We start from the raw sequence: 12,247 nt of genomic DNA on the forward strand, positions 1-12,247 counted from the left end.
GGTAGAACTCCAGGGATGACCACCACCCTGCGGCCGGCCGAGCCGCTCCAGCACTCCGCCGACGGCGGCCGTTCGCGCACCTACGACATCTGCGTGAACAGCCGCCGGGTCGGTTCCGTCCGTATCGCCACCGACCCCCACTTCGGGGCCGCTTCGGGCCGGATCCAGGGGCTCCGGGTCGACGAACCGGACCGGGGCCGGGGCCGGGGCACGGTGGCGGCCCTCGCCGCCGAGGAGGTGCTGCGCGGCTGGGGCTGCAAGGACGTCGGCATAACGGTCCCCGCCGACGCGGGCGCCGCCCTCGCGCTGGCCCGCGCCCTCGGCTACACCGAGATCAGCCGGAACATGCTGAAGGAACTGGCCGGCCCGCCGCCCGCGCCGCCGGCCGGGACCGAGACCCGCCCGATGACGGAGGAGGAGTTCACCGGGTGGGAGGCCGCCGCCCGGGAGAGCTTCGCCCGCAGCTGGATCGACCGCGGCGTCCCCGAGGACCAGGCCCGCGCCAAGGCGGAGGCCAGCCACCGCGAGCTGCTGCCCCAGGGGCTCGCCACCCCCGGCACCGCGATCCAGCTCGTCCTCGTCGACGGGCGGCCCGTGGGACACGTGTGGACCGGCGCGCGGGAGCTGGAGCCGGGCGTGAACGCCGTGTACGTGTACCGGGTCGAGGTCGACGAGGAGCGGCGCGGCCAGGGGTACGGCCGGACCCTGATGCTCCTCGCCGAACGCGCGGCGCTGGAGGCCGGGGAGACCCTGCTGGGACTGCACGTCTTCGCGGGCAACACCCCGGCGATCCGCCTGTACGAGTCGCTCGGCTACCGCACGACGACCGTCAACAGCACCAAGCCGCTGCTCTGAGCCGCCGCGCGGGCGGCGGTCAGCCCGCCAGCAGCCGGTCGGCGATCTCCTCGATCCGGGCCCGCAGGCCCTCCTGGCTCTTGCCGCCGTCCAGGCGCTCGCCGCCGATCACATAGGTCGGGGTGCCGGTGACCTTGAGGGCCTGGCCCTCGGCCTGGTCGGCGTCGACGGTGAGCAGGTGCCGGCCGTCGATCAGGGCGGTGTCGAACTCCTCGGCGTCCAGGCCGAGTCCGGCGGCGACCTCCAGGAGCACCGGCTCGCCGCGGTCGGCGAGGTCGGCGGTCCTGGCCAGCAGCGCCTCCGCGTACGCCCAGCCCCGCCCCTGGTCGGCCGCCTCCTCGGCGGCCTGGGCGGCGGCGTAGGCGTGCTTGTTCTTGGCCAGCGGGAAGTGGCGCAGCTGGACGTCGAGCCGGTCGCCGTACTTCGCGCGCAGCGCGTGGACGTCGTCGAGGGCCTGGAAGCAGTCCGGGCACTGGAGGTCGAACCACGCCTCCAGGACGACCGGGGCGGGGGACGGGGTGGTGGAGTCAGTCATGCCCCGCAGTCTTCCAGCCGGGCCGCCCGGGCCCCAACCGGCACCGGCGCGGGCCGGACCGGGACCTGAGGAGGAGATCCCCCGGGGGACGACCCGGAGATCTCCCTGAGACCGGACCGCGGGCATGGCCCCGGGGGCGGGGCGCGGTGCAGGATGGAAGGGACGTATCACCCGGGACCTGGAGGACCGCATGCTCGCCGAGACCATCTGCTCCGCGGTGTCCGCGGCGGGCCTGGGGATCGCCGCGATCACGGCGTACCGGAAGAAGTACCTGTCGGCGGCGCGGATCGCCGGGTGGGCGCTGGTGCCGCTCGGCCTCGTGATGACCGGGGCCGTCGAGTGGGCCTTCGACACCGTCTTCAGCCCGGTCGCCTGGGCCGGCTTCGGCGTGCTCGGCGCGGCCTGGCTGCTCCTGATGACGGTGCGGGGTGTGGAGCGGCGCCGGGGCGGCCGGAAGGCGGCGGGCGGGGGAGCGGAGCCCGCGGCCGTGGCGCCCGGGGCCTCGGCTCCGGCCCGGGGCAGGGACGCCCTGACGGGGCCCGCGGCGGGCCCGGCGGCCGGCGGGACGGGCGGCGACGACTTCAGCGACATCGAGGCGATTCTGAAGAAGCACGGAATCTGACCGCTTCTGGCCGTTGCCTGCCGGGCTGCGACCGGCCGGTGCGCCGGAGATCCACGGGAAGGGATGAACCGCCCCCCGCCGGGGCGGTTTCGGGTCTTCCGGGGGTGCGGGGTGCGCGATCATCCCCCCGAGATGCTGGATACCTCGCGGGGAGCCGCCCCCGCCGCCGCCGAGTCCCGCCCCGCCGCCGACCCTCCGGCCGACGAGCCGAGGGGCTGCCTCTTCGCGCTGTCGCAGCCGCCGCTGATGATCTTCCTGACGGTGATCGGCGCCCTGCTCCTGATGGCGGCCCTGCACGACCTCTACGTGCTGTGAGGCCCGGCCGCCGTCCGCGCGGCGGTCAGCCGGCGGCCTCCTTGCGGCGGGCCCGGTAGGCGGCCACGTGGAGCCGGTTGCCGCAGGTGCGGCTGTCGCAGTAGCGGCGGGACCGGTTCCGGGAGAGGTCGACGAAGGCCCGGCCGCAGTCCGGCGCCTCGCACCGCCGCAGCCGCTCCCGCTCGCCCGCGACCACGATGAAGGCGAGCGCCATCCCGCAGTCGGCGGCCAGGTGGTCGGCGACCGAGGCGCCCGGCGCGAAGTAGTGCACGTGCCAGTCGTAGCCGTCGTGGTCGGTGAGCTGCGGGGTGGTGCCCGCCGCGGCCACCAGCTGGTTGATCAGCGGGGCCGCGATCTTCGCGTCGGGGGCGGAGAAGACGGCGGCGAAGCGGTCGCGGACGCCCCGGACGGCCCGCAGGTCCTCCGCGGTCAGCTCGCCCACGTCGCTGATCCGGTGCTCGCGCACGAAGGCGCCCAGCGCGTCCAGGTCCGTGAGCGTGTCCTCGCGGTCGCCCTGCGCGGCGGTGTTCATCAGGTCGACGACGGTGTCGAGGGCGATACGGGTGTCGTGGGGGATGAGCACGCTACGCTCCCTGGCCGGCCGCGGGCGGGCGCCCGCGGATGGGAGACGACTCTAGCGCGCCCCGGAAAAGCGGGGGAAAGCGCGGGAACGCGCGACGGCGCCCCTCACCGCGCCGGCTGCGCGGTGGGGGGCGCCGGAGGTCGTGCCGGGGCGGCGGCCGTCTCCCCGAGTCAAGACGGCGCCGGACGTCACAGGGCCTGGCTCAGCTGTCGGCCAGGATGTGGGACAGCTCGGTGTCGAGGTCGAAGTGCCGGTGCTCGGTGCCGGGTGGCACCGCGGCGTCGGTCCGCTTGAGGAACGATTCCAGGGCCCGCGCGGGGGCCTCCAGCAGGGCCTCGCCCTCGGGCGAGCTCAGTGCGATGCAGACGACGCCCTGGCCGTGGCTACGGGACGGCCAGACCCGGACGTCGCCGGTGCCGGTGGGCCGGTGCAGCCCCTCGGCGAGAAGGTCGCGGGCGAAGACCCACTCGACCGTCTCCTCGGCTCCGGTGTGGAAGGTGGCGTGCACGGCGTACGGATCCGCCGTGTCATACCGCAGGCCCGCGGGTACAGGCAGTGAGGACTCACTCGACACAACGAGGCGCAGGTGCAGCTCGCAGCTCACCACGGTGTTCATAAGCGCCAGGGCCTTTCGCTCAGTGTGCGCTCGGGGATTCGCACGTCGGCGAAATCGACATGCCACCTCCGGTGCCGTTGTAAACCCCTCTGTCGGTTTTGTGAGTGTTCAGGTAGCTCGGACGGCCGAATGTAACTTTGGGTAATACCGCCATACCAGTGGGGCTGGTGTGTCGGGTAAATTGGCCCCATGAATGCGGAGAGTGACGAGCGCGCGCCCCAGCCCCCGAGCGACGGCGAAGCCGAACTGGGATCCCGGGCACCGGAGTTCATCAAGGCCCGCAAGGGCCTCCATCTGAGCTGGCAGGTCGGCGTCTTCATCGTCGGACTCGCCGTGATCGTGGCCGGCATCCTCATGCTGGTCTTCCCCGGGCCGGGCTGGCTCGTCATCTTCGCCGGCATGGCGATCTGGGCGACCGAGTTCGTCTGGGCGCAGATCGTCCTCCGCTGGACGAAGCGCAAGGTCACCGAGGCCGCCCAGCGCGCCCTCGACCCCAAGGTCCGGCGCCGCAACATCATCCTCACCGTCATCGGTGTGGTGATCATCGCGGCGCTGCTCGGCTGGTACCTCTGGAAGTTCGGCCTCGTCATGCCGTGGAAGATCGACTCCTGACCCGGGGTGGTTCGAAGCCCCGCTGACATGCGGTAATGTTGGCGGTGCGCCGGGGCGATTAGCTCAGCGGGAGAGCACTTCGTTCACACCGAAGGGGTCACTGGTTCGATCCCAGTATCGCCCACCACCCGGACCGAGGGCCCGGAGACGATCACCGTCTCCGGGCCCTCGGCGCGTCCGCGCTCACCGCATCCGGGACAGCCGCTCCCGCAGCCGTCGCGCCTCCCGCAGCCGCCGCTCGTACGTGGCGCCCACCGCGAGCAGCAGCAGCCCCGCCGCCGCCGGCGGCAGCCAGCGCGGCAGCGCGCCGACCAGCTGCACCACGTACGGCGCCAGCTCGTGCACCGCCACCAGCGCGAGCGCCGCCCCGCCGAGCAGCAGCGGCGCCCGCAGCCGGAACCGCGCCCCCAGCAGCGTCACCGCCAGCGCCCCCGTCCCCAGCAGCAGCGGACGCGCCCAGGACGGGTCCGACCACACCGCCACCACGCCGGGCACCAGCGTCACCGCGAGCCCCGGGCCGTACGCCGCCCACGACGAGGCCGCCGGGTCCCGGCGCCGCCGCAGGAAGCCCACCACGAGCGCCGGCACCGTCACCGGCAGCGTGTACGCCTCCGGCACCGTCACGCCCCACACCGCCAGCCGCACCCAGGCCGCCGCCAGGAGCAGCGCCCCCGCCGCCCACGAGCCCGCGCGCCGCCGCTCCGGCCGCAGCGCCGTCGCCGCCGCCACCAGACCGGCCAGGGCCAGCGCCAGGGCCAGCACCGCCGGCCGCCCCACCGTCAGCGCCAGTGCCACCGCGCCCACCGCCGCGCCCGTCGCCTCGGCCGCCGCCGACCGGAACCGCACCGCCACCGCCGCCGTGGCCGCCGGCACCACCAGCAGCACCAGCCCGGCCGCCGCAGGACCGAGTCCCGCCGCCGCGGCCCCGGCCCCCGCCAGACCCGCCGCCGCGAGCACCACCGCGCACCCCGCCGACTCCCGCACCGCCCCGGCCCCCAGCACCGCCGCCGCCGCGAACAGTCCGAGCAGCGCCCCCAGCACCCCGAAGGTCGCCGCCCGCGCGTCCAGCGCCGACAGCACCGCCGACGCCGCCGAGGCCGCCCCGGCCGCCAGCCCCGTCCAGGCGAACAGCACACGCGGCACCACCGGAGCGGCCGGCCCGGCACCCCAGACACCCGCCGGGGGCTCCGGCACCGGCACCGCGACCGGCTCCGGGAGACCCCGGGCCGGCGCCCCGGGCCGCACCGCGAGCGCCAGCGCCCCGGCCACCGCGACCAGCCGGACCGCCAGCCCCGCCGCGTACGGCAGGTCCCCCAGCACCGGCAGCGCCGTCAGCAGCGCCCAGCCGAGCACCACCGCGCCCCACCGGCCCCACAGCCGCCCGGTCGCCGCCGCCGCGCCCGCGCCGAGCAGCAGCACCAGCGCCGCCGTCGCCGGATACCCGGCCGGCACCGGCTCCGGATGCGCCCCCGACCAGATGCCCGCGCTCCGGTCCGCCGGGCCCAGCAGCCCGCCCAGCACCGGCGGCAGCGCCCACACCACCCCCAGCGCCGCCACGCCGCCCCCGGCGAGCCCGAACCCCGCCCGCACCGGCTCCGGGACCCGCACCGCCGCGACCGGGCGCCACAGCGCCGCCAGCGCCAGACCGCAGACCACGTACACCGGCACCGTCCAGTCCACCGGCAGCGCCGCCCGGACCGGCCCGCCTGCCGCCGCCACCAGGGCCACCCCGGCCACCGCCGCCAGCGCCCCGGCCGCCGGACGCGCCACCCGCACCGCGTACAGGCACAGCGCCGCGCACGCCACCAGCAGCGGAGCGCCCGACCACGGGTCCGTCACCGACAGCCAGCCGCCCGCCAGCAGCGCCCAGGACACCAGGACGCCCGCCGCGATCCGCGCCGCGAGCCCCACCGGACGCCCCGCGAGCAGCACGTCCGCCGCCGCCGTCAGCACCGCCGCCCACGCCACCGCCGCCGGACCCCCGCCGGCCGCCACCGCCCCCAGCGGCAGCGGAAGCTGCGCCGCGGCCACCGCCGCCGGCACCGGCAGCCGCAGCCCCCGCAGCGCCCCGCCGTACCCCGCCCACGCGCCCGCGAGGACCGCCGAGGCCACCGCCGCGTACGCCGTCCCGTCCGCGCCCGGCAGCGCGACCCGGTGCAGCGCGTACGCGTCCAGGACCATCAGCAGCAGACCCAGCGCCCCCACCGCCTCCGCCGTCGACGCCAGCCCCCGGCGCAGCAGCACCACCGGCGCGGCCAGCGCCGCCGACGTCACCGCCAGCAGCACCGCAGACCGCCCCGCGATCCCCATCGAGCCCCAGCTCACCAGCGTGAACGCCAGTGCCGCCACCGCCAGCAGGATCCCGCCCAGCGTCAGCAGCGCGTTCTGCGCCCCGCGCGGCGAGGTCTCCGCCCGCGCGGGGCCCGAGGACGGCGGCGCCGCGGGGGAGTGCAGCACGCCCAGCAGCCAGGCCCGCCGCGCCAGCAGCACCGACCGGCGCGCGTCCAGCCGGGCCAGCTCGTCGTCGACGAGCCGCAGCTCCTCCGCCGGAGGCAACTTCGTGTTCATGCCCGGAGTGTCGCGCCGCCTCCCCGGCCCCGGAATGGGCGCTGCTACTCAGATCCGCCCCGAGTACCCACACTGGACCCATGGACTGGTCCCGGTACCGCTTCCGCAGCGTCTGGCGGCTCGCCGCCCCGCCCGACCGCGTCTACGCCGTCCTCGCCCGCGCCGAGGAGTACCCCCGCTGGTGGCCCCAGGTCCGCGCCGTCGCCCCCCGCGACGGCACCTCCGGCACCGCCCGCTTCCGCTCCCTGCTCCCGTACGACCTCCGCGTCACCGTCCGCGCCGCGCGCCGGGACCCCGCCGCCCGCGTCCTGGAGGTCCGGCTCGGCGGCGACCTGGAGGGCTGGGCCCGCTGGACCCTCACCCCCGACGGCACCGGCACCCGCGCCCTGTACGAACAGGAGGTCGAGGTCCGCGCCCGGCTGCTGCGCCTCCTCGCCGTCCCCGGCCGCCCGCTCTTCCGCGCCAACCACGCCCTGATGATGCGCGGCGGCAGACGCGGCCTCGCCGGCCTCCTGCGCTCCGAATGAATTTGGAACCCGGCGCGGGAGCCCTGTATGGTTCAACCCGTTCCCGGGCGATTAGCTCAGCGGGAGAGCACTTCGTTCACACCGAAGGGGTCACTGGTTCGATCCCAGTATCGCCCACCGGGAGAGGCCGGTCCGTCACCACGACGGACCGGCCTCAGCCGTTTCCGGGACCCTCACGCCGCCTTGCGCAGCTCCGGCCGCAGCGGCCACGCCGGATCGACCAGCTCCGGCGTCCCCTGCCGGGTGAACCACGCCTGCAGCCCCCGCGCCTGCGCCGCGTGCCACACCGCCTGGAGGGTGTGCAGCTCCGCCGGCGACAACCGCTCCAGCCGGGACGCGAACCGCCGCCCGACCGCGCGCACCACCTCCAGCGCCGCCGTGGCGTCCGCCGCCGCGTCGTGCGCCCCCGCCAGCTCCACCTCGTAGTGCGCGCACAGGTCCGTCAGCGTCCGGCGGCCCTTGCGGTACCGGTCCAGATGCTTGTCCAGCACCCGCGGATCCAGCACGCACAGCGAGGTGTGCTCCAGATAGCGGCCCAGCGACGACGCCCGATGGCGCCTCAACTCCCGGTCCAGGATGGTGAGATCGAACGGCGCGTTCATCACCACCAGCGGTCGGCCCGCCGCGTTCTGCTCCGCCAGGGCGCGCCCCAGCTCCTCCATCACCGGCGACGGCCACCGGCCGTTCCGCTGGAGGTGATCGTCCGTCAGCCCGTGCACCGCCGTGGCGTCTTCCGGCACCGGAACACCCGGATTGACCAGCCAGCGCGTCACCCGGGGCCGCGCCCCGGCCGCGTCCTGGACGACGAGCGCGGCGGACACGATCCGGTCCCGCTCGACGTCCACTCCGGTGGTCTCCGTGTCGAAGGCGGCCAGGGGCCCTTCGTACCAGCTCGTCGTCATCCCCGAACTCCTCGCACCCGCGCGGCAGATGGCCAACCCCCTGCCCCGAACCGGTGATACCCGCCCCGTTTGCGGCGTACGCGGACCGGTCACAACAGGGGTGACGGGGAAGGACGTTCACATGGCGCTCGCCCAGCCCGAGTCGGGAGGGCTGCCGCCCCAGCGGGCGGCCCCGGCACGCGGCTCACTCGCCACCACCGCCTGCATGGAGACCCTCCAGGTGGGATACCTGCACGCCGTCGCCGCCGCGGCGGGCTGCTCGCTCGCGCAGCCCTTCCCGGACAACGGCGTCGACTGGCACGTGAGCCACGGCTCGCCCGGACACACCGTCGACGACGAGGTCACCATCAAGGTGCAGCTCAAGTGCACCTACCAGCTGCCGGCCCGACCCACGGGGAGCACCTTCCCCTTCACCCTCGACAACGACCACCTGGTCAAGCTCGCCCGGACCCCCGTGGCGGTGCACAAGATCCTGGTCGTGATGATCGTCCCGAGAGACCCGGAGGACTGGCTGCGCGCGAGCCACGACCGGCTCGACCTGCGGCACTGCTGCTACTGGATCAACCTGGCCGGGCACCCGGTCACCGGACGCCGCCGGACCACCGTGCGCGTCCCCACGGCGCGGATCTTCGACGACCGGGCGCTCTGCGAGATCATGACCCGGGTCGGCCGGGGAGGGAGACCCTGATGCACCGACCGATCGACGGACCCGGACACGGGGCGGGAGACGGGGCCGGGCGCGGCCCCGTCCCCGTACCGCCGCCCTACCGGTCCCACCCGCTGCCCGGCGCCGGACCCGCCGGCCCCGCCGGCCCCTGGACCGGCGACGGCGTGCCCGACCCCGGCCGGGTGGACCCGCGGGTCCTCGCCGCCCTCCTCGCCCGGCACGGCTGGCGGCGGCGCGGCGGCGCCGCGGGACGCTACGGCCGCTGGACCCCGCCCGGCGCCGGACCCGGCGGCGGCACCAGCCTCCTCGTCCCCGACAGCCTCGCCTTCCCCGACAGCGAGGAACTCATCGGCGAGGCCCTCACCGCCCTCGCCCGCAGCGCCACCCCCTCCGCCCGCGAGGTCCTCACCGGCCTCGCCGTCCCCAGCGACGAGGTCCGCTGGTGGCGCGACGGACCCGTCGGCCCCGCCGGCACCGTCCCCTGGCCCGTGCACGAGCAGCTGCGCTCCGCCGCCCGCAAGGTCCTCCTGGCCGGCGCCCTCGCCGTGCGCGGCCGGGCCGGCTACCACGGCTCCCGGCACCGCGCCGCGGCCCGGGCCGCCCTCGAACCCGTCGTCGTCGCCGCCGACCCCGCCGGACGCGCCCTCACCGCCTTCCTCCCGGTCCCGCCCGGCCGCCCCGTCGCCGTCCGGCTCTACCACGCCCTGCACGCCGCCCGGGAGGCCGTCGACTACCAGCGGGCCACCGGCGGCATGGACGCCTTCGACTCCGCCGTCGAGGCCGGCGTCAGCCGCGAGCTCACCGACGCGCTCGTCGCCCTCGTCCGCGGTACGGAAGGCGTCCGCGTCGCCCTCGCCTGGGCACCGGCCGCCGGCGTCCCGGACGGCTGCGCCGCCCGGCCCGAGCCCGTCGAGTTCTCGCCCGGCGACCTGCCCGCGCTGCGCGAGGCGAGCGCCCGCTACCTCACCGACGAGCCCTCCGTACCGGTCCGGATCACCGGCGCCGTCGTCCGGCTCCGCCGCTCCGGGCCGCGCGGCGAGGGCACGGTCAAGCTCCGGGTGCTCGGCGGCGCCGACGTCGGCCACGTCCGCGCCACCCTCGACGAGGAGGCGTACCGCACCGCCGGCCACGCCCACCTCGTCGGCCTGCCGATCCGGGTCGTCGGGCGCCTGGAGAGCCGCGGCGGCTTCCGGCGCCTCGCCGACGCCTCCGGGGTGGTCCCGGTGCAGGTGGACGAGGCGGAGCGGGACCGGCTGATGAAGTCGCTCCACGAGGACCTCGACTTCTTCGAGGAGGCGTGCGGGCCGGAGGAGCAGGGGTGAGCGGTCCCCGGCCGGGCCCGTAAGATCGAGGGGACGCGGCACCTCGTCTCTGCCGCGCGCCACCGACGCCGGCACCTCGTGTCTGCCGGCGCCCCGATGCATGGAGTACCCGTGTCCGAAGTCCGTGTGACCGTCCAGACCGCCTCAGGCCCCGAGGAGAGGACGGTGAGCGCGGGCACCACGGCCGGCGCGCTGTTCGCCGACGACCGCACCGTCATCGCCGCCCGCGTCGCCGGGGAGCTGAAGGACCTCTCGTACGAGCTCGCCGACGGCGACGTCGTCGAGGGCGTCGAGATCTCCTCCCCGGACGGCCTCGACATCCTGCGCCACTCGACCGCGCACGTCATGGCGCAGGCCGTGCAGGAGCTCTTCCCCGAGGCCAAGCTGGGCATCGGCCCGCCGGTCCGGGACGGCTTCTACTACGACTTCGACGTCGAGAAGCCGTTCACGCCCGAGGATCTCAAGGCCATCGAGAAGAAGATGCAGGAGATCCAGAAGCGCGGCCAGCGCTTCGCCCGCCGCGTCGTCACCGACGAGGCCGCCCGCGAGGAGCTCGCCGACGAGCCGTACAAGCTGGAGCTCATCGGCATCAAGGGCTCGGCCGGCTCCGAGGACGGCGCGAGCGTCGAAGTGGGCGGCGGCGAGCTGACCATCTACGACAACCTCGACGCCAAGACCGGCGAGCTGTGCTGGAAGGACCTCTGCCGGGGCCCGCACCTGCCGACCACCCGGAACATCCCGGCGTTCAAGCTGATGCGGAACGCCGCCGCCTACTGGCGCGGCAGCGAGAAGAACCCGATGCTCCAGCGCATCTACGGCACCGCCTGGCCGTCGAAGGACGAGCTGAAGGCCCACCTGGACTTCCTCGCCGAGGCCGAGAAGCGCGACCACCGCAAGCTGGGCAACGAGCTCGACCTCTTCTCCATCCCGGATGAGATCGGCTCCGGCCTCGCCGTCTTCCACCCCAAGGGCGGCATCATCCGCCGGGTCATGGAGGACTACTCGCGCAAGCGGCACGAGGAGGAGGGCTACGAGTTCGTCTACTCGCCGCACGCCACCAAGGGCAAGCTCTTCGAGAAGTCGGGCCACCTCGACTGGTACGCCGAGGGCATGTACCCCCCCATGCAGCTCGACGAGGGCGTGGACTACTACCTCAAGCCCATGAACTGCCCGATGCACAACCTGATCTTCGACGCGCGCGGGCGCTCCTACCGTGAGCTGCCGCTGCGCCTGTTCGAGTTCGGCACCGTGTACCGGTACGAGAAGTCCGGCGTCGTCCACGGTCTGACCCGGGCCCGCGGCTTCACCCAGGACGACGCGCACATCTACTGCACCCGCGAGCAGATGGCGGAGGAGCTCGACAAGACCCTCACCTTCGTCCTCAACCTCCTCCGCGACTACGGCCTGACCGACTTCTACCTGGAGCTGTCCACCAAGGACCCGGAGAAGTTCGTCGGCTCCGACGAGGTGTGGGAGGAGGCCACCGCGGTCCTCCAGCAGGTCGCCGAGAAGCAGGGCCTCCCGCTCACCCCCGACCCGGGCGGCGCCGCCTTCTACGGCCCGAAGATCTCCGTGCAGGCGCGGGACGCCATCGGCCGCACCTGGCAGATGTCGACCGTCCAGCTCGACTTCAACCTGCCGGAGCGCTTCGACCTGGAGTACACCGCCCCGGACGGCACCAAGCAGCGCCCGGTCATGATCCACCGCGCGCTGTTCGGTTCCATCGAGCGCTTCTTCGCGGTGCTCCTGGAGCACTACGCGGGCGCCATGCCGCCGTGGCTGGCCCCGGTCCAGGCGACCGGCATCCCGATCGGCGACGCGCACGTCGAGTACCTGCAGGAGTTCGCCGCCAAGGCGAAGAAGCAGGGGCTGCGCGTGGAGGTCGACTCCTCCTCGGACCGGATGCAGAAGAAGATCCGCAACGCGCAGAAGCAGAAGGTCCCCTTCATGATCATCGCGGGTGACGAGGACATGGCCGCCGGCGCCGTCTCCTTCCGCTACCGCGACGGTTCGCAGGAGAACGGCATCCCCGTCGACGAGGCCATCGCCAAGCTCGCCCGGGTCGTCGAGGAGCGCGTCCAGGTCTGACGGCCGGAGCGTTCCGACCCAGGCCCCCGGGGGAC

Annotated in this window: 13 protein-coding genes and 2 tRNA genes; 10 read left to right on the top strand and 5 right to left on the bottom strand. The window is 75.0% G+C overall.

Features of this window, described 5'->3' with window-relative positions:
- Positions 1–15 precede the first annotated feature (15 nt).
- Positions 16–855, top strand: coding sequence for a GNAT family N-acetyltransferase (locus ACFVQZ_RS18820; protein WP_383624005.1), 840 nt, complete (start codon positions 16–18; stop codon positions 853–855).
- A gap of 19 nt (positions 856–874) precedes the next feature.
- Here the strand turns inward: ACFVQZ_RS18820 and ACFVQZ_RS18825 are convergent, their stop codons facing one another.
- On the bottom strand, positions 875–1,390 hold the full coding sequence (locus tag ACFVQZ_RS18825) for a DsbA family protein (RefSeq protein ID WP_030493551.1): 516 nt from the start codon (positions 1,388–1,390) through the stop codon (positions 875–877).
- A 190-nt stretch (positions 1,391–1,580) separates the two neighbouring features.
- Between ACFVQZ_RS18825 and ACFVQZ_RS18830 the strand changes: the two genes are divergently transcribed.
- Positions 1,581–2,012 (top strand): hypothetical protein, encoded by a 432-nt coding sequence (locus ACFVQZ_RS18830; RefSeq protein ID WP_383624008.1) that lies wholly within the window; start codon positions 1,581–1,583, stop codon positions 2,010–2,012.
- Positions 2,013–2,144: 132 nt separating this feature from the next.
- Complete coding sequence (locus ACFVQZ_RS18835; protein WP_030493553.1) at positions 2,145–2,327, top strand: hypothetical protein; 183 nt, start codon at positions 2,145–2,147, stop codon at positions 2,325–2,327.
- A gap of 25 nt (positions 2,328–2,352) precedes the next feature.
- Here ACFVQZ_RS18835 and ACFVQZ_RS18840 read toward each other — a convergent pair whose 3' ends face one another.
- Both ACFVQZ_RS18840 and ACFVQZ_RS18845 read right to left on the bottom strand, forming a co-directional pair.
- Entirely contained in the window at positions 2,353–2,910 is a 558-nt protein-coding gene (locus ACFVQZ_RS18840) for a CGNR zinc finger domain-containing protein (protein WP_030493554.1), read from the bottom strand.
- Positions 2,911–3,112: 202 nt separating this feature from the next.
- Positions 3,113–3,526, bottom strand: a complete 414-nt coding sequence (locus ACFVQZ_RS18845; RefSeq protein ID WP_030493555.1) for an SsgA family sporulation/cell division regulator — start codon at positions 3,524–3,526, stop codon at positions 3,113–3,115.
- 189 nt (positions 3,527–3,715) lie between these two features.
- On the opposite strand from ACFVQZ_RS18845, the gene ACFVQZ_RS18850 reads away from it, so the two are divergent.
- The gene (locus ACFVQZ_RS18850) at positions 3,716–4,138 is read left to right on the top strand and encodes a TIGR02611 family protein (RefSeq protein ID WP_030493556.1); all 423 of its coding nucleotides are present in this window, start codon (positions 3,716–3,718) and stop codon (positions 4,136–4,138) included.
- Between the two features lie 52 nt (positions 4,139–4,190).
- Positions 4,191–4,265: transfer RNA gene (locus ACFVQZ_RS18855), tRNA-Val, on the top strand.
- Between the two features lie 56 nt (positions 4,266–4,321).
- On the opposite strand, the gene ACFVQZ_RS18860 is transcribed toward ACFVQZ_RS18855, so the two are convergent.
- On the bottom strand, positions 4,322–6,706 hold the full coding sequence (locus ACFVQZ_RS18860; RefSeq protein ID WP_383624014.1) for an SCO7613 C-terminal domain-containing membrane protein: 2,385 nt from the start codon (positions 6,704–6,706) through the stop codon (positions 4,322–4,324).
- 80 nt (positions 6,707–6,786) lie between these two features.
- On the opposite strand from ACFVQZ_RS18860, the gene ACFVQZ_RS18865 reads away from it, so the two are divergent.
- Both ACFVQZ_RS18865 and ACFVQZ_RS18870 read left to right on the top strand, forming a co-directional pair.
- Complete coding sequence (locus ACFVQZ_RS18865) at positions 6,787–7,233, top strand: SRPBCC family protein (protein WP_030493558.1); 447 nt, start codon at positions 6,787–6,789, stop codon at positions 7,231–7,233.
- A gap of 45 nt (positions 7,234–7,278) precedes the next feature.
- Positions 7,279–7,350, top strand: a tRNA-Val gene (locus ACFVQZ_RS18870).
- Positions 7,351–7,406: 56 nt separating this feature from the next.
- Here the strand turns inward: ACFVQZ_RS18870 and ACFVQZ_RS18875 are convergent.
- The gene (locus tag ACFVQZ_RS18875; RefSeq protein WP_383624019.1) at positions 7,407–8,135 is read right to left on the bottom strand and encodes a 3'-5' exonuclease; all 729 of its coding nucleotides are present in this window, start codon (positions 8,133–8,135) and stop codon (positions 7,407–7,409) included.
- Positions 8,136–8,256: 121 nt separating this feature from the next.
- Between ACFVQZ_RS18875 and ACFVQZ_RS18880 the strand changes: the two genes are divergently transcribed.
- The 3 genes from ACFVQZ_RS18880 (at position 8,257) to thrS (ending at position 12,212) form a co-directional block, all read left to right on the top strand.
- On the top strand, positions 8,257–8,823 hold the full coding sequence (locus tag ACFVQZ_RS18880) for a DUF4365 domain-containing protein (protein ID WP_030493560.1): 567 nt from the start codon (positions 8,257–8,259) through the stop codon (positions 8,821–8,823).
- Positions 8,823–10,124 (top strand): hypothetical protein, encoded by a 1,302-nt coding sequence (locus ACFVQZ_RS18885; protein ID WP_030493561.1) that lies wholly within the window; start codon positions 8,823–8,825, stop codon positions 10,122–10,124. Before ACFVQZ_RS18880 ends, ACFVQZ_RS18885 begins: the two co-directional genes overlap by 1 nt.
- Before the next feature lie 111 nt (positions 10,125–10,235).
- Complete coding sequence (gene thrS / locus ACFVQZ_RS18890) at positions 10,236–12,212, top strand: threonine--tRNA ligase (RefSeq protein WP_030493562.1); 1,977 nt, start codon at positions 10,236–10,238, stop codon at positions 12,210–12,212.
- Positions 12,213–12,247 lie beyond the last annotated feature (35 nt).

Source organism: Streptomyces sp. NPDC057854 (assembly GCF_042797055.1).
Lineage (GTDB): Bacteria > Actinomycetota > Actinomycetes > Streptomycetales > Streptomycetaceae > Streptomyces.